A 21982-nucleotide genomic window follows, 5' to 3' on the forward strand; every position below is an offset into this window, starting at 1 on the left:
ACATGATTTGATAAAATTTATCGTTTAGATATTGATCTGATTGATAAAAAAGAGCTCAAACGTGATCTGCTATTTTTAGTATTAACGACATATAAATAATTGGCTAAAACAGCAAAAAGGACAGGACCAAGCAGTAAAAATATGCCAGCCACAAGACCATCCGAAAGAATGACAGAATAGATTTCAAAAGCAATGGCAATGAAGATTGTAGCAACCACTGATAAAGCTAAATATTTAGCAAGAAAGCGATGTTTAACGAGTTTCAGGTAATCACCTGAAACTTTTGCTTTAAAAAATGGATAGGCTGCTGCGACGATAAGATAGGGTAGGCTTCTGGCTAAATTAGTCATCAGCGTCAGCTGATTATACAAAGTTGTAACAAGAGGTGTGCCAACCGAAATAAGTATGACAAAAGTAGCTATAATCATAGCTTGCACTTTAACTGCCTTAAAATGGATACCGTTTTGATTTATTGCTAAAAACGAAGCTGGGAAAATATCCTCACCTGCATGGAGTAAGACTTTAAGAGGGGCATAACCAATAGTGGCAAGTAAGGCAAGGTAAGCCGAAAACATGGTCAGGGCAGTGTAGCGGGTATAAAATTCATGTACCAGTGGATTGTTGCTGACTTGACTAGACAAATGGGAGATCAAACCATACATAAGATTGCCCAGATGCGTGTTTGACGTCTCACGAATTGAGGCGAAATTCGTCCCCATACCCCAGGATACAATATCTAAAAAATAAAGAATTAAAACTGCACCGCCTCCTATTAATAAAGCTTTAGAAAACTTATGCTGCTGATTGCCAACTTTTTCGACCAAGCTTGATACCGTGTCAAGGCCGCCAAAAGCTGTAATCGCGAAAATCAAAAAAGGCATCTGCGATAAAAATCCTGTTAATTTTGAGGATTCAAAAAACGTTTGAGAAGTTGCTGCGATTTTGAGATTTGGTAAAATCATTTCAGGATGTTGCAGTGATAAAAAAAGATTAGTCCCGACTGTTAAGGCAATAAGTCCAATCATTAGAATACCTGAAAAATACATGAGCTTAGCAATATTCAAAAATCCGTGATGAATGATTACGGTCAAAATAAAAATACCCAAAATAGACAGGAAAGTCAGTACCACTTTAGCGGGCATATTAAAAAGTGTCATCATCTGAGAAATATCTTGCCCAAAAACGAGTAGACCAAAGGGAATCCAAAGTTTCAAAAACAGCGATGTCATCCAAACAAAATAACTAGCATACCAAATAAAGGTCGTGATAAAAGCAATTCTAGGTGACAAATTATCTGCTAGCCAAGTATACAAAGCGCCTTTAGAGTTGGGATAGGCACTGGTCAACTCTGAGTTGATAATGGCGAATGGCAAAAAATAGAGAACCGCTACGACTGCTAACCAAATCAATGATTTAAGACCAATGGTAAAGAAAGCCATTGTTGAGCTGGAAAATGAGAATACAGTTGTTGCAATCACAAGAACAATTCTTTTGGAAGTATAGATTTCTTTGCTCATATCGCTAACCTCGCTTTTAAATTCTCTAAATCTTTTAGTTGGGTACCTTCTTGAAAAATAATCTGGTCAAATGGCTCTGATAGTTTGATGACATCTAAGGTATCAAATCTATCTTGACGTTTATCTCCTATGATCGTCACCCAGACATCTGCACCTTGCGATGTGAAAGCTGAAATATCAGTCATTCCAGGTGATGTCGTCCTAACTAATAAAATTCTCCGTCCAAATCTAGGTAATGCTTGAAACCATGAAATGTCAGGTGCTAGCTTGACAGCTTGTCCAATGATAATCAGCGCTGGATTTTTCGGTGGTTGCTTCACAAGATTTTCCGTTACAGTCCCTAAGGTTGTAATCATCGTCCGCTGCTTAGCATGAGTCCCATTTTCAACGATTGCTAGAGCCATTTCAGGAGAAACGCCTTGCGTTTTCATGACCTTTGCCAAATCAGGTAGCGCGCCAACTCCCATATATAAGACAAGTGTTGTTGATTTCAAGGTCTTAATCAGATCCAATTCAGAAAAATCATCTAAGATTTCACGGGGCGTCATGATCAAGACACGCTCCGCAACCTGTCGTTGCGTCATTGGAATGCCAGCATAGATACTGGCGCTACTACCTGCTGTGATACCTGGTACAACTTCATAAGGAACGCCCTCAGATTGTAAGTGTGTCATTTCTTCTCCGACACGACCAAAAATCGCAGGGTCACCACCTTTTAAGCGGACAACAGACTGCCCAGACTTTGCCAAGTTGACTAATAAGTTTTCAATTTCGGTCTGACTTTTAATATGTACATTAGGTGACTTACCGACATAGATTAATTTTGCTTGTGGGCGTGTTAAACAAAGTAAAATTGGATTGACCAAGCGATCATAGACAACGACATCTGCAGCTTGCAATAAACGTAAGCCTTTAATGGTGATAAGCTCCGGATCTCCAGATCCTGCACCAACTAAATAGACTTTACTTTGATTTTTAATTGTCATAGGCTGTCAAACTATCTAATAATGTTTCTTGGAATGATACTAAACCAAGTCTGTTAAAAAAGTCGAAAAATGTTTCGTTTTCTAACTTATCATTGACGTAAAAGGACACCAAATCCTTAATAACTGGTAATAAAATGGCTTTAGGCACCTTTCCCTTGAGTGTTTCGTTAAAGTGACCGTCATTTAGTAAAGTTCCGCCAATAGCAATGGAAAAGGCTTCAATCGGCTGGCGATTTTTGTCACGCGCTGCCATCCCCTGTATCCCAATATCAGCGATATTTCTATGGGCGCAAGCATTCATACAGCCTGTCAAAACAATCCGAATAGGCTGCGTCAGTTGAAACTCTTCATCCAAATACCATAGCAGGTCACGCGAAATATCTTTTGTGCTGGTGTACGCTAGATTACAATATTCATTTCCTGTACAAGTCATGCCAAAATCTTGGAAACGCGATGTTTCAATCGGAAATTTATCAAAAATTGGGTGTGTGATAATCTCTGCTAAATCTGTATTTTTGATAAATGGTAGCAACAGATTTTGTGAGTGGTCAAAACGAATTTCGTCCCGACCGTATTGCGCCGCTATTGCCGCAAAGGTCGCTAAATCTTCTGCTGCAATCCGCCCTGTTGGCACGCTAACACCGATGTAAGAATACCCCCGTTGCCGCTGCGGATGAATGCCTAACACTAAGCCATTTGACCAATATTTGGTTAAATTTTTGCCTGATGTTGCAAGAGGTCCTGTGATTTCGAGTAATTCATCCGTGAATTTATCAATGCCCCAATCATCTATCAGAAATTTCAATCGAGCATTGCTTCGACTGCGCCGATAACCATTATCCCGATAAATTTTGACAACTGCTTCAGCTACTTTGACCACTTGAGATGGTTTAATAAATAAGTTCAGATATTTTCCTAGATAGGGTTTGGCGCCCAAACCACCGCCAACTTTTATAGCGAAACCTTTATAAATTCGACCATTGATTGCTTTTGTGGCAGGTAAAAAGGCGAGATCGTTGATTTCAGCATTTGCTGAATTGACCGAAGATGTCGAAATGGAGATTTTGAATTTCCGTGGTAAGTTAGAGTAATCCGTGTTGTCTTGAAAAAAGTTGTGAACCTTTAGCAAAGTTGGTGTCGCATCAAAAAGTTCAAATCTATCAATGCCTGCCAATGGATTTCCGATGACATTTCGGTTAATATCGCCTTCTGCACCACGCGTCGTCAGCCCAACAGCTTCAATTTCAGAAAATGTATTCAACAGTTCAGCGAATTTAATGTTGTGATATTGGACTGATTGTCTGGTTGTAATGTCTAAGAAGCCACCACCACGTTCTGCCCCCAATTTTGCCAGCATTTTGGCTTGGTCAACCGTGATGATACCTGCAGGAACTTTAACACGAAGCATAAATTTTCCATCAGACTGAGGTTTTTGCACTGTTAAACCAGCATATTTGAAATACATATAATAATCTTTGGGAATTTCTTCCCAAGGTTGCTTAATGATGTTAGGAAAATCATCGAAAACAGTCAAACCGTCTTTGGAGAGCTTGGCAATTTCATTTTTATTGAGTTTTTCAGTTGCCCATTTCGTTGTATAAGTCATATCAATCGTCCTTTTGGGGTATCCCTATTTTAAGTCATGTCGCAATGATTAGTGTTACTGCTGCTAAAGCAACAGTCGCTAATAAACCAATTTTCTTAAATTTCATATTCAATTATCCCTTTTCTTTTTTATGACCAGCATTCGCTGGACTGTATTCGACAGTAAAACTTAAATAACATATTCAGGCTCTTTTACTTTAGATTCAAAGAAATAGTCATAAATTTTTTTACGATAAATTGTAAAATCTATACTTCCTCGATCTCGTTCTTTTCCTAGATTAATTGTTACAATATCTCTAATACGTCCTGGATTAGCCGCCATGACAACGATTCTATCAGCTAAATAAACCGCTTCTTCAATATCATGCGTTACCATAATCATGGTGCTTTTTTCTTTTTGATGGAGTGCCTTGACTTCATCTTGCAATTCTATCTTTGTCATCGCGTCCAAAGCGCCAAATGGCTCATCTAGTAACAAAATATCAGGATTGGGTGCCATTGCTCGAGCGATGGCTGCTCGTTGGCTCATGCCACCTGATAATTGTGCAGGATAGGCCTGCTTGAAATCACTCAATTTCACCAAGTCTAAATATTTCTCTACCTGAATAGCACGTTCTGCTTTATCATAAGCTTCTAAACTCAAAGCGACATTTTTTTCAATACTCAACCACGGAAGTAAGCGATGCTCTTGAAAAATCATCCCTCGATCAAATCCCGGTTTGGTTATTGCTTTGCCATCCATCTCACAACTTCCTGAATCTTGAGTTTCTAATCCCGCAATAATTTTTAAAAGTGTACTTTTGCCACAGCCACTATGGCCAACGATAACGATAAATTCCCCACTTTTAATCTCTAAATCAATGGCTTGAAGGACTTCTAATTTCTCTCCATTTACAGAAAAACTTTTTGTTATCTGTTTCATCACGACTTTTTCTGACATTATACCTCCATATTAATGCATCTGTAGATGTTCCCAAGGTGTCATTTTTTTGCCTATAAGTTCTAAAATAGCATCTAAACCTAATCCGACCACAGCAATAGCAATCATGCCACAAAAAACAATTGGAAATTGCATCAGTGCTCTGGCATCATTAAGTCGAAAACCAATTCCCGAACTGGCTGCAATCATTTCTGCCCCGACAACTGCCATCCATGAAATACCTAAACCGAGTTTTAAGCCGATAAAAATAGATGGTAGAGCTGACGGTAAATAGATTTTTGTAAAAAGGCGCCATTTGGAAAGTTGATACATCTGCCCAACCTCTAATAATTTCTTATCCGTTCGCCCAATACCACTCATTGTATTAATCAAAATTGGAAAATATGATGCCATAAAAATGACTGCGACTTTTGATGCTTCACCAATGCCAAACCACATGACAAGCAAAGGCACCCATGCAATCATTGGGATTTGTCGAATAGCTGTAAACGTCAAGGAAAAAAAGCGATAAATTTTGGGACTCATTCCCATCAATACACCTAGAAAAATACCAGTTGTTGCAGCTAATAGATAACCTTTTGCAATGCGTAGAAGACTGATGTGCAAGTCATCAATTAATGTTCCACCGATTAATTGATGTTTCATTTCGATTGCAACTGTTTTCAATTTAGGTAAAATGAGTGTTGGTACAACTTCTAATGTTGTGGTCGCATACCAAGCGATACCAATTAATAAAGGGAATAATAAGGGAATACTGTATCTGACAAGTTTTCTTAACAGCTTATTTTTTTTCATCAGCATATTCTTTTTCTGCTTGAGTGCCAATGCTTTTATCCGTAAATGTCTTGAAATCAACTTTATTTTCCGCCAATTTGTTGTCTAGTTCAAATTGACTAATATTTTTTAAAGAATTAATATATTGATCAGCCAGACTTAACGGGAAAGCTGCTTTAATATCAGGATTAGCAATTTCCTTAATCACTGAAATATCATAGCCAGAACGTTTTGCGCTTAACTCATAATAATTTTCAGGATTTTCTGAAATTTTATCACGTGCTTTAAGCAAGCCTTTATAAATGGCGACAGCAACATCTGGATTTTCTTTTAAAGACTTTGTATTGGCAACAAAAACTGATGGCTCGTAGTAAGTTTTGGGATCTGCCTCAAAACCAAAATGGATAACTTGAGCAACTCCCTTGTCGACCAGTTCTTTTTCCTGACCAGCAACAACAACTGTAGCATCAATTGTCCCTGTTGTGACACCAGCTACACCATCTGGAATTGTTGCATTTATCCCCTCAATCTCATCAAAAGTTAAGCCTGCTTCATTTAAAACTTTTATGAGGTATGCCTGTGGCGCTGCACCACGTGTGTAGGCAATCTTTTTCCCTTTCAAATCTTTAAGTGTTTTAATCCCAGATTTTTCGCTGACAATCAATTTCCAAGAAGAATCAAAAGTTGTCGCAGAGAGTAAGGTGATGTTGATGCCTTTTGATTTACCTAAGACGCCAGCAAAACCGGCATAAAGGACATAATCTAGTTTATCCGAAACCAGTGCTTCATGAATTGCTGGCGCTGCCCCAACAAAACTTTCATACTTGGCCTTGTAGCCTAATGGTTTTAAATAATCATCTATATAACCATATTCTTTTCCCACCCCTAGAACGCCACTCGGCCAATCTGAACCACCTGAAGGAAAGCCGATGGAAACTTCTTTTAACTCACCTGTTGTCGGAAGACTTTTATCGAAACTTGCTTCTTTTTTGTTACTGCCACAGCCCACAAAAACTACTAATACAAGAGCCGCTAGGCTGATGCCTAAAGTCATTTTTTTAAATTTTTTCATGTATTATTTTCCTTTATCTTTTAATTTTTTTATTCTGTATCTAAACTAATTGCACAAAAATCAGCTCTACCTGTCTCAATATCTTCTTGTGCCATGCCAGTTATACTGATTTTAGTTGGGTTGATTCCATCTATTATCGTTAATTTGCCTGTATCAGCATTTTGTGCGGCGTCATTAATCCGAAAGTGTGCTGGATCGACCGCAACAATACTGATTTCTTTCGATTTTTCTGCTTGAGGCACCCAATCATAAGGGACACGATAAGCACGATAGACCATATTGAGCTTAAACTTTTCGCCTAGTTTTTGAATATGTGGATTAATGTATTCCCAAACAATTTCGTGATCTGGCGTAACCTCAATCAAGCGACCATCGGATCCCTCGGTAATCAAGGTATTACCATTTTCTAAACGTTGTGCCGATGAAATATAAGGCGAATAAAATTTATAGCCATCTGTAAAGAGAGTGTTTCCAGCTTCTTCTGGTGTATATTGCCAGATAATTTCTAAAGTAATTGGATCAAATTCCAAGACACGACTATAGTCCCGAACTGCATTGTTTGTTCCATCTTCTGATGATGGATTAGGTCTACCATATCCCGCTTGACCACCATTATCAAAAACTAAAAAGTTACCTTCCCCCGGTAAGCCTTTGGGAATTAAGTGAAAATGATGTTGCCCAACAATCCAGCCTAATTGCCTTAATGCTGCTGTTTCACGAAAATTTGGTCCGATACGATAGACGATATCGCCTGTCTCTTTACTAATAATGCCTAAAATGTTGGTGTTTCTGCCATCAAAGATAATATTATCTGGATGAAACCGTTCATCACCTTGGTCATACCATTTGTTTGGCCCCAGTGTAGATGCTGAATTGATATGAAACCAATCGCCACCTGCCTCGCCTTTAAGACCAGGATTATTGCGAATGGCTTTTTTCGCATCTTCATCAAAACCATAGTCATCAAAATGGTCACTAGCCAACCAAGACCAAAGGATATTTCCATCCCAATCGACTTCTATGATTTTATCGTCAATCAGTTCATGATCAGAAATTTCAGGGACTAAAACATTTTCATGAACCAAAATTAAAGTATTACCTTCTAAAGCCTTAGGTATTAAATCTGGTGCATAGTAGCCTACAGGAGACCCCTCGCGCTGATAATCATGATGTTGTCTGGCTTGATGTTGTGGATTTTCGCCATCAGATTTAAAATATTCTGTTTGGTCAAATTTCCAGACGACATTGCCATCCCAATCAACTTGAACTAAATCCAGGTTGTCCTGATATGCTTTAGGACCTGTTCGTGTGCCGGTCGAACCCAAAACATAACCACCTGGGAGAATTTTATTAGGAAAACCGGCTAATCCTGCCCATAAATTGACTTCCTTGCCATTCATGTCAATCAAAAGCGCCCCTTTTGCTGATGGAAAAATTGTGTAACCATTTTGCGCTTTTTGTTTGTTGTAAATCGTTGTCCCCGTTGGATAAATACTTGGATGCCCCATTTTACTCTCCGTTTCTACCAATTATTAAATGTTATGGATATGTTATATCTTTAGAATGAACTAATGATAATGTTAGTCCCCTTTTCACATTTAATCATATTCTAACCTGATATAATTCATCACGTGATACCTAAAACTTATCAAGGGGTTAAAATTTTTTAATCACTACAGTTTTTTAATAATCTATTAGGACTTATAAGGGAAATGAGGGAAAACAAAAGAGGCTGGGACAAAAGTCCACTAAAAAATAGGCTATGAATCATTTTCGATGTTAATCGGAAACGTTCATGGCCTATTTCTGTGTAACTTTTCGACAAAAAGAATAAAATCCTGTACAATTAAAGTGTCTAATCCCAAAAGTCAGGAGTTGTTCTTTATGCCTAAAAATTATAACATGAAACAAGTCATTTTACCACTTGATTTAGAAATAATTATGCCAGAAGATGATATTTGTTTTGCCATTCATGAATTGATTGAAAGCATGCCTGAGGAAAAATTCACAACGTTTAAGCAAGAAACAGGCCGCCCCTCTTTTCACCCTAGAATGATGCTCAAACTGATTTTGTGCGCCTATACCCAATCAACTTTTTCGGGAAGAAAGATTGAGAACACTCTTCATGATAGTATCCGCATGATGTGGTTAGCGCAAGGCGAGACCCCTTCTTATCGGACAATCAATCGTTATCGTGTCCATCCTTTGATGGCACCGATCATTCAAGATTGTTTTGTGCAATTTAGAAATCTCCTTGTACAAGAAAATTTGATTGATGAAACAGCCATTTTTATTGATGGTACAAAACTTGAAACCAATGCCAACAAGTTTACTTTTGTCTGGAAAAAATCCATTGAACGTTTTAGTACGGCGCTTATCGAAAAGTCCAAAGCCATTTATCAAGAGCTTTTGAGCAACGAAATTATTCCTGCGATTGAAATTGATAATGAAGCTGAATTATCAACACAAGAATTGATGGCCATTGAAGACGAGTTATCTCTAGCAGTTGAGACGCTCACACAAGAAATTAATAAGGAATCAAACGGACAAAAACGTAAAGCTATACGCTCTCAAAGAAAACCAATCAAATTAGCACGTAAACAAGTCGCTAATTTCATCTTAAGAAAAGAAAAATACAAGCTAGATTTCGAGATAATGGGCGCAAGAAATAGCTATTCCAAAACAGATACAGATGCGACATTTATGCGGATGAAAGATGACTATATGAGGAATGGTCAACTTAAGGCAGCCTATAATCTTCAAATTGCGACGGAGAATCAATATGTTCTGGACTATGAAGTCTATCCTAATCCGACTGATACCAGAACTTTGCCTGATTTTTTAGCACACTATCAAAATAAATACCAACAACTTCCTGACTATATCATAGCGGATGCGGGTTATGGTGGGGAAGAGAATTATCAAACCGTCTTAGAGACTTATCAACGCACACCTCTGATTACCTACAATGCTTATGAAAAAGAACAAAAACGAAAATTCAAGAAAGACCCCTTTAAAACAACGAATTGGCCCTATGACTCTGAACAAGATTACTTCATCTGCCCGAATCATCAAAAAGCGACTTATCGATATGAGAGCCACCGAACGGATAAATATGGTTTGACACGAGATTTGAAAATCTATGAATGCGAAGATTGTCAAGATTGTCCGGTTCGCAAATCATGTACTCGAGCTAAAAGTGACAATAACCGACAGCTTCAGATTAATCCTAAGTGGGAGTCATTTAAATTAACGATCAAAGAATTGCTTTCAGAAAAAGAGACAGGAAAACTCTACGGCAAACGTAAGATTGATGTAGAGCCTGCCTTTGCACGTCTGAAGGCTAATTTGGGCTTCAGTCGATTTTCAGTCAGAGGGAAAGACAAAGTTAGACAGGAGATTGGTTTAGCTTTGATGGCGATTAATCTCAGAAAACTGATAGTAACCTGTCGAACATAGAATAGAGAAAAAGCAAGCTAGCACAATCAAAATTGATTGGATTAGCTTGCTTTTTTCTTTCAGTGACTGTGGACTTTTGTCCCAACATCTTTATTTCATCATATCAAAAAATGTGAACAGATATTTGAAAATAATGCAGATGGTTTCTTTGCTATGTTACACTTAACTTAAGTTAAGTGTAACATAGATATCAGCAAGGCAATCCAATTATTGAAAGCTAGAATATTTTAGCCATATAAAACTCATCGACATACTCACCATCAATCCTCATCGCCTTTTTCTTTACACCTTCGACTACAAAATCTTTTGATTCGTATAATCGTTTAGCCACAACATTGGTGGAAATGACTGTTAATTCAAGGCGTTTAATCCCGTTTTCTTTTGCCCAATTATCCAGATAAGTAAAGCATGTTTTTCCGACACCTTTTCCTTGGTAGTCTTTTTTTATACCTGTGACAATATAAGCGGTATGCTGAATTCGCTTAGGCGTGCCACGTAACGCTAAAATATAGCCAATAATCTGATGATTTACTTCTGCAACTAGCAAATAGTTTTTATTATTACTTGCGCTTTGTATCAAGTCTTCTATCGCTTTGATGTCAGAAGGTGTACTGGTTCTTTCGCCTGGTTCGTACATCATGAATTTTGTTTCATGATCTAAGTCGTTCATCAGGTTCCAAAAGAGCTGCGCTTCATCTGTGTGTAATTTTCTATATATAACGTTGTTCATATTAGTTGCCTCGTTCATTAGTATCGTGTTTCAAAAATCTCATCATAAAAGGTAACCAAAAAGTTAGCCTTATCTTTTACAACATTCGGTGCATCATAAAAATGTAGCTTTCCTCAGTCGTTTCAAACATGGGCAGAGCATTTTCGCCGTCGTCAATTACTTGAAGTCTGCTACTTTCTATTCTTTAACTAACGTACCGTCAATAGCACTGATTAAAGTTCTTGTCATTTTTTTCTCTTTTCTATACTATCTCTGACATTTTCGCTTTCGTTAATTTTTTGATGTTAGCCAGATGGTTGGGATGAGCAATCTCTCTACCAAAAATTTCAGGAATTGAATTGTAATGAATAATACACTTAATCTCTTTGTCATTCAAAGTTTTAACTATTTTTTTAGATAAATATCCTGCTACTGAAAATGCAACACCATTCCTTTTAGAGCTATCTTGACAATCAAAAATAATCTTTAGCATCGTATCACTATTCATATTATGCCATTGCGTTTCTCTAACCGCCCGTAAATAAATGAGGTCAAATCATTCATCCCAATGACTATTTTTTTAATGCCAGTTTGTAAAATATTATCCAAATCAAAATAAGCTGATGGCAATTCAATCATACAACCGATATCACCTTGAAATCCAATGCCTCTGATCAAATTGATAGCTTCTGAAAGTTGGGCGGCGTCATTAACAAAAGGAAGAAAAATAGACAGGTTGTGATGAGATTGATAGACTGAAACCATTATCTTTAGCTCTTCTAGAAATTCATCTGAAAACTCAAGTAGTCTGCGCAGGCCTCTTAAACCAAACAAGGGATGCTGATCTTCTAATTGTGTTCTTGTTCCTTCTAAAACATTAGCTTCGATTAGGGTTAGCTCAGAAAATCTATACCAAACTACTTCATCAACGTATAGTTGACATAACTCCTCTAGATATTGACCTATCTTTTCTTGAGTCACTACATTCAGAACACTTTGATTAAGCTCTCTTATGAGATACTCTCCTCTAATCATCCCAATAGTCTCAAATAAATCTGGATAAATCTTTTCACTTATCCTCTCACCACTTAGGGCTAATTCATTTTTCATGTTTTTCAACTTTCTTTCTGTATGCTTTTAATAAAGGGAGTGTACTACGACCCAGCAGATTCATAAACACACAGTCCCCTATCCCAGATTTTCAAGGCTAGGCAAAATAGCAAAACTGAAATTACAAGTAAACCACCAATATGGAAAGCAAAATTTTGCCCAGTAATCAGATAATTGGCGGGATAAAAGGCGGTGAAAGCAAAGGGAATGACGAAACTGATGATAGCGCGAATGCCTTTGTTATAAATGCTCAAAGGATATTTTGAAAAATCATTCATCATGTAAAAAACGTACATGATGCTGCCTGCCTGTTTGCTCCAAAAGGCCATGCTGGCGGCGATGATTTTTAGACTGGTATAAATCAGTGTCGCAAAAGGGATAGCGATGATAAACACACACACTTTCAGCCAATCCCACTGCACCACGCTAATATTTAGCGTTAAAAGTGAGATTCCGATAATCAATTCGCCAAAGGCATCGACCTGAAAATGTTCTACTAAGACATGGAACAAGGGATTAAGCGGACGAGTCATATACTTATCAAACTCCCCTTTCCAGACTAAGCGCTGACCAACTGCCCAAAGATTATCAAAAAAGAGATGGTCGATGCTTTTGGGAATCAGCGAAAAACCATAAATAAAGGCGATTTGCTTAAAACTCCAACCATTGAGAGAGGGGATTTGACCGAAAATAATGCTGATAAAGAGGATATTCAAGCCTTGCGTGAGCAACATGCCAATCATGCCAACACAAAAGTCGCTTTTGTATTCGATGAGCTGTTTCAGATATTGTTTAATGAAAATGGCTTCCAGTCTGAGGAATTTCTTCATGTTTAGCCTCCTTGAACGGTTAAATGTTTGATTGAGACGCGCCAAATGAGTTGAGATAGGCCGTAGAAAAAGAGCACCCAGAAAAGTTGTAAGGCGATGAGTTCGAGCGCAACGCCCAACGTATATTGCCCCAGATAAATGGTAACAGGCGTATAAATCATCGAGGCAAAGGGCGAAAATTGGAGAATGCGCGAGACGATGTCTGGAAAGAAACTGAGCGGAATCAATGTCCCTGACATAAAATTAATAATTGAATTTTTCATAAAATTCGCGCCCCAGAGATTTTTTAACACAAAAGATGAAAAGCCAAAACATAAGTTAAAGTAAAAATTCAAGAGATAAGCGAGGAGATTACTGATAAAAAAGAGGATAAAATTAATCAGATTAAAGGGGAGCGCCTGTGCGTTTAAAATCTGAAAGAGTAAAATACCGCCTAAAAGTGGTACAGAAATCGTGATGATTTGAACCAGTTTATGCCCGATTTCTTCATACAAATAAGTCGCTGAAAAGCTAATGGGCTTTAATAACCGCATGGCAATCGTGCCGCTTTTCACCTCATCGCCAACGACTTCACTGCTATTTGATGATGTAAAAGTGCCAACATAAAAACTTAGAAAAACATATAAACTCATCTCAGGAAAGGTAAAATTGTTTAGCGTGGCGTGTGACGAGGCATTGTAAATGGCACGCCAGAGAAAATAAGTCACGACTGCACCTAGCAAATCTCCCAGACGAAAAATCACAAAATTAAGGCGATACGTGATACTTTGTTGAATGCCAGCATCGATAAACGGGCGATATTGACGGAAAGGTTTAAACATTTTCAATCTCCTTTCTGAAAAAACGCCGAATAATTTCTTCAATATCCGCATCTTTGACCGCAATATCAGTGACATCAGCTTGCGTTAGCGTGAACTTAATCAAATCAGGAATGGCGATTTTACTTGCATCAAATTGCACCGTTACCTGCGTACCTTCTTTTCTAACTTCCAAATCTGAAAAGAGGTCCTGATAGTTCAGTTTATCGACATCATCTTGACGCGTCATGTCAAATCTCACTTCGTGAATTTTACCAAAGCGTTGTTTGAGTTGTGTCACAGACCCGTCAAATATCTCCTGCCCCCGATCAATCATAAAAATCCGATCACAAAGCAGCTCAATATCATTCAAATCATGCGTTGTCAGTAAAATCGTCGTCTGCTCCTCCTGATTAATCTGCTTAATCGCCTTGCGAATATTGTCCTTAACGGCAACATCTAGCCCAATGGTTGGCTCATCTAAAAACAAGACTTTGGGATTATGGAGGAGGCTTGCGGCAATATCCGCCCGCATCCGCTGACCCAAGCTAAGGGTGCGGACGGGATCTTTGATAAAGGCGTTTAGGTCTAATACCTCATTTAGAAAAGCCATTCTTTTATGGAATGCCGAGTCTGAAATGCCATAAATCTCCTTGAGGACGCTATACGTTTCTTGCAAGGCAAGGTCCCACCAGAGCTGTGTCCGCTGACCAAAAACAACACCAATATCTTTGACATATGCCGTTCGATTCTTCTGTGGATTTTTACCATTGATCAGACAAGCGCCGCTGGTTGGTGTCAGAATACCCGTCAGCATCTTTATCGTTGTCGATTTTCCCGCGCCGTTAGCACCGATAAAGCCGAAAATCTCACCTTTGGGGATTTCAAAATTTAGGTCTTTGACCGCTTCAAAGGTTTCGATTTCAGGGCGAAATAAAGCTTTAATGCCACCTTTTAAACCAGGTTGTTTCACAGTTTTCTTGAACGTTTTCTGTAAGTGTGTTACGGTTATCATTTTGTCCATGCTATCGCTCTCCTAGTTTAAATTTTTGATGAAAAATCTTGTTATGCAAACGCTTTCCTTTGTTGCTACTATATTATAATTTAAACGGTGCATAAAATCAATAAATAATCAGGATAATTTAAAATAAAAACACCTCAGAAAGCTATATTGCTCTGAGGTGTTCTATAATATTATATTTTAACTTCATCTCTAAAAATACCCATAATCAAACTATCGTGGTATTCACCATTGGCATAAAAGTGCTGACGTAAGCGACCTTCTTGGACAAAGCCTACGCCTTCATAGATGTGAATGCCGACATGATTATCAACGTCGACATAAAGATAGACTTTGTGCATGTTGAGCATATTAAAAGCATAGTTCAAGCCTTTACGAATGGCTTGTTTGGCTAGCCCTCTACCTTGATAGGCTTTTCTGACAATAATCTGAATTTCTGTCGTGCGGTGGATATAATCAATCTCTACAAGTTCAATCACACCAGCAAATGCACCGTCAAGGTCAATGACAAAACGACGTTCGCTAATATCATGGATATGTTTGTCATATAAACTGGTCAATTCATCAATTGATTCATAGGGTTCTTCAAACCAGAGTGCCATGGTACTTTGGTGATTATCAAGTTGATGGATAAAGGGGAGATCGTTTCTTTCTAAGGGTCTGATTTGCATCAGTATTTGCTCCTTTTCTTGGTCTTTTGTGCTCTTTCTTAAAACGATATATTGCTAATAGTTTTACTCTCAGCTTATAAGTAAACGAACTTCAGACTTATTCATGTTGATTCTGACTCTTTGGTTTTTAGACTCAATCATTTCTCCTAGACATCACAAACAATTTTTCAAGTCTCTCAGAGGCACCATTTGTATAGGTCTTGAGTTTTTCTAAATCACTCTGAGATGTCTTAGAACTTTCATCTAGAGAAAAGTTACCTAAGTAAAAACTGCTCATATAAGTTTCAACACCAACACCGTCAGGGAAAATCCAGTATTTTCTAATCGTTAAGAAACCTTCTGGATATTCTTTGATATCGGGCGTCATGTCATCTTTCGAGACTTTGTTGGTAAGCACGTTAGTTTCTGGATTATAATATGTAGTATGAGGTTCATAAGTAAGGATTAACCCAGTTTTGACCTCACCAATCGTATCCTGTGGGAGAACTTTCACAAAAGAGCCTTCAGTTTTCGATTTCTGCACTTCTAATTCATCAATAATGTTACCATTGATGAAAAGTGAGAAAAATTCAGTTTCCACATCAGTTTCTACTTCATATAATTCTTGTGTATCTGAATCGATTTCTCGCATTCTGAAAGGATATTCTTTTGAAATTTGCAATAATCTTTGATCTCCTAAGTAATCCTCAGTCGCCTTGACCCGCACATCAGCCAGTTCAGATGTATCAACTTCATCAAAATCAGTAAGTTTCATGATGTAACCATTTCCGAAATCCAAAGTATTGCCTTTAAACTGGATATTATAGTTTTTAGCGTGTTTGTAATCTGGTTTATGCTCCAAATAGACTTTCTCTTTAAGGATTTCTATATCTGTCCATGATTGTTTAGCTTCTATTTTGTCAAGTGCTTTTTGACCACTTTCCATCATCTTTTGCGTCGCTTCTAGGATATCCGGCATATTTTTTGCCATCTGTATAGCAAATAATGATGGCACAACAATTGATAAACTGACAGCAATCACAGCAAGTAATAAAAGATATCTAATTTTTTTATCGTCAATGGCTTTTACAATAGGCTTTTCAAATAAATCATCAAACTTAGCAGAAAAATTATCAAGATCTTCATTGGAAATGTTCATATCACACCTGCCTTTCTGTCATTTTTTTATCAAAAACAGTTTCTTGCCAATGATTTTCTACATTTTTCTCATAGTCAGTAATGATAGATTGACTAATATCAAGGATATTCAGTAAAATCGTGTGATGCCACTGATTAATCTCATCAGTTGTGACATCAGTCACGCCAATCGTTTTATAATTTTCAATAGCATTTTTAAACGACGGCAAACTTCTATACAAAAAATCACCAAAATCAATCATTTTCTTGGGTTGATTCATCAAATATACGAAGATAGCTTGACTAGCTTTAAATGCTTTCACGACCTGCACTTCCTGCGCAAGTTCTTCTGAAAGAGAAAGACTAGCTGAAATAGCCAAAATTTGCATTTTTGTTGTCTTCATTTCGGTCTTGAAAATATCAAGTTCACGAGTGCTTAGGGTATTCTCTGATTGAAATTGTTCAACTTTTTTGACTTGCTCAACTTTTAGCTTTACTCTTTTAATAAATTGAAATGCAATAAAAAGAAGTACAAGAATCAAAATTGAGATCAAAATAATATAATACATAACGACATTTTACATATTTTTTTATATGTAACCTTTCTTGATTTAATCTGTCATAATGACTAATATCCCAAAAAATAACTCTAATCAAGCTAAACACTCATGATTATTTCCATTAATTTATAACCATTATATATATTATCTTAACTATAGTCGTAATTTGTTATCTATGTTTTACTACGCCCACCAAAGCTTAATCAGGGCTTGCGTTCCCGCATCATGATAGCCTTTATCCGCTAATTTTTCATACAAAGCTAACGCACCCTGCGTTGCGGGTAAGTCTAAGCCCATTTTGGCAGACTCGTCCAAGGCGATTTTTAAATCTTTGACAAAATGTTTAACAAAAAAGCCAGGAGAATAGTCATCTTTTAAAATACGAGGGCCGTAATTTGCTAGTGACCAGGTATTGGCGCCACCTGCTAATAGGGTGTCAATGACTGCTGGCAAATCGAGACCTGCTGCTTTGGCATAAACCAGTAATTCTGACATAGCTGTCATCGTCCCCGCAATCCCGATTTGATTGGCCATTTTGACATGTTGTCCACTGCCTGCAGGCCCAAAATACCGTGCTTTCTTGGCAATCTTCCCAAAAATCTCAGTGACTTCTTCAAATGCTGACCTATCGCCACCTGCCATAATCGTCAATGTGCGATTTTTGGCACCAATATCACCACCGCTGACTGGTGCATCTAGTGTCAAAACATCTAGTTCACCTGCTTTTTCAGCAATCTTTTTAGCTAAGGTAGGCGTTGAAGTCGTCATGTCAATCACGATTTTCTGAGCTGAAATGCCTGAGAAAATTCCTGTTGCGTCATTAAAATAAACGTCTTCCACATCAGATGGATAACCTACCATGGTCACGACGAGGTCGCTCGCTGCTGCAACTTGACCTGGCGTTGGCAAGTAGCTGGCACCATTGGCCACCAAATCATCTGCTTTTGAGGCTGTACGGTTATAAACATAGAGCTCGTAGCCGTCAGCCATGAGGTTAGCCGAGATGGCATGCCCCATCACACCCAAACCGATAAACCCAATTTTCTTAATTTCTGTCATGATACACCTCCACTCAAATTTTAACATAAAATGTGGTAAAATAGTCTCATGACATTTAAATCAAGTTTAGCGGTTTTCGCCGGAAAATCCAGCCAATTTATACTTCAAAAATGCTTCAAGCGCGGATCGACTTTCCCTGGTCGTTTGGCGCTTAAAATTGATCCAAAAATCCTCGACACAATCGCGCGTGATTATGAGATTGTCGTCGTGACCGGTACCAACGGCAAGACGCTGACAACAGCACTAACTGTGGGCATTCTCGAAAATGCCTTTGGCCAAATTGCGACCAATACGACAGGCGCCAACATGATTACTGGCATTGTCTCGACTTTTCTTTCCGCCAAACGAAACAAGACGGGTAAAAACATTGCCGTACTTGAGATTGACGAGGCGAGTCTCCCTGCTGTGACTGAGTATATCACGCCGAGTCTCTTCGTCTTCACCAACATTTTCCGCGACCAGATGGATCGCTACGGTGAAATCTACACGACTTATGACTTCATTATCAAGGGGGCTGCTAAAGCGCCCAATGCGACTGTTCTGCTGAATGGTGACAGTCCGCTTTTTAATTCGAAAGCCTTGGTAAACCCTGTCAAATATTATGGCTTTGACCACGAGCACCATGCACCTAAGCGCGCACATTACAACACCGAAGGTATCGTCTGCCCAAACTGTCATCATATCCTAGATTACACGATGAACACCTATGCCAATCTGGGTGACTATATCTGTCAGAACTGTGGTTTCCACCGTCCTGAACTTGATTATCGCTTGACCGAGTTGATCAATATTACCAATACGACGTCAGAATTTATCATTGACGGTGCGACCTATCATATCAATGTTGGCGGTCTTTATAATATCTATAACGCCCTTGCAGCCGTTTCAGTTGCTGAGTTCTTCGGTCTTGACGCTTCTTTGATTACCCAAGGTTTTGACAATTCTCATGCTGTCTTTGGTCGTCAGGAAACTTTCAAGGTTGGCAATAAAAAATGCACGCTTGTCCTCATTAAAAATCCAGTGGGTGCTAACCAGGTCTTAGATATGATGAAATTAGCCCCCTATCCTTTCGCCTTAGTCGCTTTACTCAATGCCAACTATGCGGATGGGATTGACACCAGTTGGATTTGGGATGCGAATTTCGAGACGATTCACGACTTGGATGTCACGAGTGTGATTACAGGTGGTGTCCGACATACTGAGATGGCACGCCGTATCCGTGTGTCTGGTTTCAATCCTGACAAAATTACGGAGAGCGAAAAGCTCGCCGACGTGCTTGACCTCATTGAACAGCAAGACAGTGAACACGTCTATATCTTGGCGACTTATACAGCCATGCTTGAAATGCGTGACATTCTGGCCAATCGCCACTATGTGAATGGAGAAATGAAATGACCTATACTTCTATCAAATCTCAAGGCGATTTTCCCTATGACCTGCATGTTGCGCATCTCTATGGGGATCTCATGAACACCTACGGCGATAATGGCAATGTGCTCATGCTCAAATACGTCGGTGAGAAACTAGGCGCTCGCATGACTTTCGACATCGTCTCGCTTGAAGATGATTTTAAGGCAGACGACTATGATTTGGTCTTTTTCGGCGGCGGTCAAGACTACGAACAATTTATCATCAGTCAAGATTTACCGACAAAAGCCGTTGAAATCAAAAAATTTATCGAAAATGATGGCACCATGTTAGCCATTTGTGGCGGTTTCCAATTCCTTGGTAAATATTACATTGAGGCAAGTGGTCGTAAGATTGACGGCATTTCAGCCATGGAACATTACACGCTAAATCAAAAAAACAATCGTTTTATTGGTGATATCGAAATTCATAATGATGAATTTGATGAAACTTACTATGGTTTTGAAAATCACCAAGGCCGCACCTTCTTGGCTGACAATCAAAAACCACTGGGACGCGTTATTATCGGTCAAGGCAATAACAATGAAGATGGCACAGAAGGGATGACCTATAAAAATGTCTTTGGTTCCTACTTTCACGGTCCGATTTTGTCGCGCAATGCCCTTCTCGCTTATCGCATTGTGACGACTGCCTTCCATCAAAAATATCCAGATGTTGCTATGCCTGCCTTTGAAACCATCCTGGCCGATGAAACAAAGGGACAGAAAATTGCAGATGTTAAAAGAAAAGTTGAGAAATGAGGTTTCTCAACTTTTCTTATACTATTAAGCAACTATACTCAGTAATCATCTACAAGGAATAGCACTTCTTTCCCAATAGCTCTAGCGTATTCGATTTCACTTTGGGTGCTCTCACCGATATAGCCATCAACATTAACCACATAAATCGCATCTGATAGGGCAATTTTTTGTTTATGCAACGTCCCTAAAAGTTGAAGTTCATCTTCGGTATAGGCATCTTTTGCCTTGGTTGGATAGGTGATGCTGAGCACACAATTCCCCTCAAATTCCAATCTTTCGGCTTGCCTTTGAATGGCATCTATAAATTTTAGACTACCACATATTGTGATGATTTTTGCGATGTCCATTTTGTTTCCTTTCATTGAATGGTCACTTCTTCCTTACCAACCAAATAAGCAGTAAGTACACCGACAAATAGAAAGCCAATGCCCGAAAAGGCAATGATGACATTGACTGGTACTAGCTTTTGGAGATAAGTTGCCAGCCAAATCCCTAAAGGATAAATGCCAAAGGCGATATACTTAAACGCTGTATTGACACTGCCTAGAATGGCTTTGGGCGTCTGAATCTGCCTGAAAGTAATGATATAAATCGTCCGAATTGACAGGGAACAAGATAGGATAAAAGTCGCGACTAAGTAAAGCAGGTAGTCATTAAAACAAAGGAGAATGCCACTCAAGGCAATCCCAATGCCTGAAACGAACATCATGCGCTGAAAATAGGTCTTATGTTTAGAAAAGGCAGACAAAAGGAATGAACCGACCAAACTACCAATCCCCGCCATTGAGAAAATCAAGCCGACTTTTGTGAGTTGCGACAGCTCCGTGTATTTGGTAATCATCAAAGTATCCATCGGCGCATCGAACAAATTCCCCAAGGCTAATAAAACCAAAGCCATCAGTAATTTCTTGTCCTCAAAGATATAAGTAAAGGATCTCAATAACGAATAAGCGTTTGCTATGGCTTTATTTTCAGTCGTATGGTCATCTGCAACTTCTGCAAGGAAAAATAAATTCATCAAGGCCAGTAAGAATATCCCAGCAGACACCACGATGAGTAAACTGATGAGTCCAGTCTGCTGAATAAAGCCAGAGATATTAGGTGCGATAATCATGGCAAGACTACCTGAAAAGAAGATAGCTGAGTTGTATTTAGCTAATCTCATATCGTCAAGAATTAAAGGGAAAAAGGAACTCTCCGAAATTTGATAGGTGGAGGTTACCACATTATTAACCGCTAATAACAAAGCAAATCCGAATAGATGCTGATAGCCTGTTGCCATTATCGCTAGTAACGCTAAAGCAAGTAGAACATCAAAAAGCACCGTCAATTTAAGTAGGCTTTTCCGATTATGATGATTAACGATCTTCGCAATGATGGGTCCAAGCACTAAAAATGGGAGGGTGTCAAAAATCATCAGTGTTCCGATTGCGCCAGCATCCGTCAGTAAACTAGAGGCGTACAAAACGATGATTAGCCTAAAGCTAATTTGTGTGAACGTGACGAGATTTGCTGAAAGATAGAACTGCTGCCAAAGTCTTTTTATCATTTTTCCCTTACCTTTTTATCTGATGAAAACGTTTTTACC

At 38.6% G+C, this 21982-nt stretch carries 20 protein-coding genes and 1 pseudogene; 3 read left to right on the forward strand and 18 right to left on the reverse strand.

The annotated features are described in order from the left end of the window. Positions 1-17 precede the first annotated feature (17 nt). From RsY01_RS05690 to RsY01_RS05720, 7 genes are all read right to left on the reverse strand, one after another. Positions 18-1517, reverse strand: coding sequence for an amino acid permease (locus RsY01_RS05690; RefSeq protein WP_094784583.1), 1500 nt, complete (start codon positions 1515-1517; stop codon positions 18-20). Further along, the gene (cobA, locus tag RsY01_RS05695; protein ID WP_094784584.1) at positions 1514-2503 is read right to left on the reverse strand and encodes a uroporphyrinogen-III C-methyltransferase; all 990 of its coding nucleotides are present in this window, start codon (positions 2501-2503) and stop codon (positions 1514-1516) included. Before cobA ends, RsY01_RS05690 begins: the two co-directional genes overlap by 4 nt. Further along, positions 2493-4109 carry a nitrite/sulfite reductase gene (locus RsY01_RS05700; protein ID WP_094784585.1) on the reverse strand — a complete coding sequence of 539 codons (1617 nt, stop codon included), beginning with the start codon at positions 4107-4109 and terminating at the stop codon, positions 2493-2495. Before RsY01_RS05700 ends, cobA begins: the two co-directional genes overlap by 11 nt. Positions 4110-4277: 168 nt before the next feature. Continuing rightward, on the reverse strand, positions 4278-5048 hold the full coding sequence (locus RsY01_RS05705; protein ID WP_094784586.1) for an ABC transporter ATP-binding protein: 771 nt from the start codon (positions 5046-5048) through the stop codon (positions 4278-4280). Positions 5049-5060: 12 nt separating this feature from the next. Further along, entirely contained in the window at positions 5061-5843 is a 783-nt protein-coding gene (locus RsY01_RS05710) for an ABC transporter permease (RefSeq protein ID WP_202971655.1), read from the reverse strand. Further along, positions 5830-6894, reverse strand: a complete 1065-nt coding sequence (locus tag RsY01_RS05715; protein WP_094784588.1) for an ABC transporter substrate-binding protein — start codon at positions 6892-6894, stop codon at positions 5830-5832. The genes RsY01_RS05710 and RsY01_RS05715 overlap by 14 nt, the downstream gene beginning before the upstream one ends. 29 nt (positions 6895-6923) lie before the next feature. Further along, a complete protein-coding gene (locus tag RsY01_RS05720; protein ID WP_094784589.1) occupies positions 6924-8402 on the reverse strand; it encodes an aryl-sulfate sulfotransferase in 1479 nt (492 codons plus the stop codon). A gap of 376 nt (positions 8403-8778) precedes the next feature. Here RsY01_RS05720 and RsY01_RS05725 point away from each other — a divergent pair, with 376 nt between their 5' ends. Beyond that, positions 8779-10353 carry an IS1182 family transposase gene (locus RsY01_RS05725; RefSeq protein WP_094784590.1) on the forward strand — a complete coding sequence of 525 codons (1575 nt, stop codon included), beginning with the start codon at positions 8779-8781 and terminating at the stop codon, positions 10351-10353. Between the two features lie 217 nt (positions 10354-10570). On the opposite strand, the gene RsY01_RS05730 is transcribed toward RsY01_RS05725, so the two are convergent. The 9 genes and pseudogenes from RsY01_RS05730 to RsY01_RS05770 all read right to left on the reverse strand — a co-directional run bounded on the left by RsY01_RS05730 (position 10571) and on the right by RsY01_RS05770 (position 18217). Beyond that, positions 10571-11083 carry a GNAT family N-acetyltransferase gene (locus tag RsY01_RS05730; RefSeq protein ID WP_094784679.1) on the reverse strand — a complete coding sequence of 171 codons (513 nt, stop codon included), beginning with the start codon at positions 11081-11083 and terminating at the stop codon, positions 10571-10573. Between the two features lie 241 nt (positions 11084-11324). Next, a pseudogene (locus RsY01_RS05735) lies at positions 11325-12172 on the reverse strand (putative PEP-binding protein). Positions 12173-12216: 44 nt separating this feature from the next. Beyond that, positions 12217-13002 (reverse strand): ABC transporter permease, encoded by a 786-nt coding sequence (locus RsY01_RS05740; protein ID WP_094784591.1) that lies wholly within the window; start codon positions 13000-13002, stop codon positions 12217-12219. A 2-nt stretch (positions 13003-13004) separates the two neighbouring features. Further along, positions 13005-13823 (reverse strand): ABC transporter permease, encoded by an 819-nt coding sequence (locus tag RsY01_RS05745; RefSeq protein WP_094784592.1) that lies wholly within the window; start codon positions 13821-13823, stop codon positions 13005-13007. After that, entirely contained in the window at positions 13816-14814 is a 999-nt protein-coding gene (locus RsY01_RS05750; protein WP_167373235.1) for an ABC transporter ATP-binding protein, read from the reverse strand. The genes RsY01_RS05745 and RsY01_RS05750 overlap by 8 nt, the downstream gene beginning before the upstream one ends. A 179-nt stretch (positions 14815-14993) precedes the next feature. Beyond that, on the reverse strand, positions 14994-15491 hold the full coding sequence (locus RsY01_RS05755; protein ID WP_094784594.1) for a GNAT family N-acetyltransferase: 498 nt from the start codon (positions 15489-15491) through the stop codon (positions 14994-14996). Positions 15492-15624: 133 nt separating this feature from the next. Next, the gene (locus RsY01_RS05760; RefSeq protein WP_094784595.1) at positions 15625-16629 is read right to left on the reverse strand and encodes a hypothetical protein; all 1005 of its coding nucleotides are present in this window, start codon (positions 16627-16629) and stop codon (positions 15625-15627) included. Between the two features lies 1 nt (position 16630). Further along, on the reverse strand, positions 16631-17176 hold the full coding sequence (locus RsY01_RS05765; RefSeq protein WP_094784596.1) for a 5-bromo-4-chloroindolyl phosphate hydrolysis family protein: 546 nt from the start codon (positions 17174-17176) through the stop codon (positions 16631-16633). A gap of 174 nt (positions 17177-17350) precedes the next feature. Then, the gene (locus RsY01_RS05770) at positions 17351-18217 is read right to left on the reverse strand and encodes an NAD(P)-dependent oxidoreductase (RefSeq protein WP_174655192.1); all 867 of its coding nucleotides are present in this window, start codon (positions 18215-18217) and stop codon (positions 17351-17353) included. Positions 18218-18274: 57 nt separating this feature from the next. Here RsY01_RS05770 and murT point away from each other — a divergent pair, with 57 nt between their 5' ends. Both murT and gatD read left to right on the forward strand, forming a co-directional pair. After that, positions 18275-19621: a lipid II isoglutaminyl synthase subunit MurT gene (murT, locus tag RsY01_RS05775; protein WP_094784598.1), complete on the forward strand. Its 1347-nt coding sequence runs from the start codon at positions 18275-18277 to the stop codon at positions 19619-19621. After that, positions 19618-20394 carry a lipid II isoglutaminyl synthase subunit GatD gene (gatD, locus tag RsY01_RS05780; protein WP_094784599.1) on the forward strand — a complete coding sequence of 259 codons (777 nt, stop codon included), beginning with the start codon at positions 19618-19620 and terminating at the stop codon, positions 20392-20394. Before murT ends, gatD begins: the two co-directional genes overlap by 4 nt. A 38-nt stretch (positions 20395-20432) precedes the next feature. Here gatD and RsY01_RS05785 read toward each other — a convergent pair whose 3' ends face one another. Beyond that, positions 20433-20741, reverse strand: coding sequence for a hypothetical protein (locus RsY01_RS05785; RefSeq protein WP_094784680.1), 309 nt, complete (start codon positions 20739-20741; stop codon positions 20433-20435). An 11-nt stretch (positions 20742-20752) separates the two neighbouring features. Continuing rightward, the gene (locus tag RsY01_RS05790; protein ID WP_094784600.1) at positions 20753-21943 is read right to left on the reverse strand and encodes an MFS transporter; all 1191 of its coding nucleotides are present in this window, start codon (positions 21941-21943) and stop codon (positions 20753-20755) included. Between the last annotated feature and the right edge of the window lie 39 nt (positions 21944-21982).

The sequence above is a fragment of the Pseudolactococcus reticulitermitis genome (assembly GCF_002260845.1).
Taxonomy (GTDB): Bacteria; Bacillota; Bacilli; order Lactobacillales; family Streptococcaceae; genus Pseudolactococcus; species Pseudolactococcus reticulitermitis.

What these genes read in the sequence shown, in the direction of transcription:
- RsY01_RS05690 (WP_094784583.1), bottom strand. Translation starts at nt 1,517, where the DNA reads ATGAGCAAAGAAATCTATACTTCCAAAAGAATTGTTCTTGTGATTGCA.
- cobA (WP_094784584.1), bottom strand. Translation starts at nt 2,503, where the DNA reads ATGACAATTAAAAATCAAAGTAAAGTCTATTTAGTTGGTGCAGGATCT.
- RsY01_RS05700 (WP_094784585.1), bottom strand. Translation starts at nt 4,109, where the DNA reads ATGACTTATACAACGAAATGGGCAACTGAAAAACTCAATAAAAATGAA.
- RsY01_RS05705 (WP_094784586.1), bottom strand. Translation starts at nt 5,048, where the DNA reads ATGTCAGAAAAAGTCGTGATGAAACAGATAACAAAAAGTTTTTCTGTA.
- RsY01_RS05710 (WP_202971655.1), bottom strand. Translation starts at nt 5,843, where the DNA reads ATGAAAAAAAATAAGCTGTTAAGAAAACTTGTCAGATACAGTATTCCC.
- RsY01_RS05715 (WP_094784588.1), bottom strand. Translation starts at nt 6,894, where the DNA reads ATGAAAAAATTTAAAAAAATGACTTTAGGCATCAGCCTAGCGGCTCTT.
- RsY01_RS05720 (WP_094784589.1), bottom strand. Translation starts at nt 8,402, where the DNA reads ATGGGGCATCCAAGTATTTATCCAACGGGGACAACGATTTACAACAAA.
- RsY01_RS05725 (WP_094784590.1), top strand. Translation starts at nt 8,779, where the DNA reads ATGCCTAAAAATTATAACATGAAACAAGTCATTTTACCACTTGATTTA.
- RsY01_RS05730 (WP_094784679.1), bottom strand. Translation starts at nt 11,083, where the DNA reads ATGAACAACGTTATATATAGAAAATTACACACAGATGAAGCGCAGCTC.
- RsY01_RS05740 (WP_094784591.1), bottom strand. Translation starts at nt 13,002, where the DNA reads ATGAAGAAATTCCTCAGACTGGAAGCCATTTTCATTAAACAATATCTG.
- RsY01_RS05745 (WP_094784592.1), bottom strand. Translation starts at nt 13,823, where the DNA reads ATGTTTAAACCTTTCCGTCAATATCGCCCGTTTATCGATGCTGGCATT.
- RsY01_RS05750 (WP_167373235.1), bottom strand. Translation starts at nt 14,814, where the DNA reads ATGATAACCGTAACACACTTACAGAAAACGTTCAAGAAAACTGTGAAA.
- RsY01_RS05755 (WP_094784594.1), bottom strand. Translation starts at nt 15,491, where the DNA reads ATGCAAATCAGACCCTTAGAAAGAAACGATCTCCCCTTTATCCATCAA.
- RsY01_RS05760 (WP_094784595.1), bottom strand. Translation starts at nt 16,629, where the DNA reads ATGAACATTTCCAATGAAGATCTTGATAATTTTTCTGCTAAGTTTGAT.
- RsY01_RS05765 (WP_094784596.1), bottom strand. Translation starts at nt 17,176, where the DNA reads ATGTATTATATTATTTTGATCTCAATTTTGATTCTTGTACTTCTTTTT.
- murT (WP_094784598.1), top strand. Translation starts at nt 18,275, where the DNA reads ATGACATTTAAATCAAGTTTAGCGGTTTTCGCCGGAAAATCCAGCCAA.
- gatD (WP_094784599.1), top strand. Translation starts at nt 19,618, where the DNA reads ATGACCTATACTTCTATCAAATCTCAAGGCGATTTTCCCTATGACCTG.
- RsY01_RS05785 (WP_094784680.1), bottom strand. Translation starts at nt 20,741, where the DNA reads ATGGACATCGCAAAAATCATCACAATATGTGGTAGTCTAAAATTTATA.
- RsY01_RS05790 (WP_094784600.1), bottom strand. Translation starts at nt 21,943, where the DNA reads ATGATAAAAAGACTTTGGCAGCAGTTCTATCTTTCAGCAAATCTCGTC.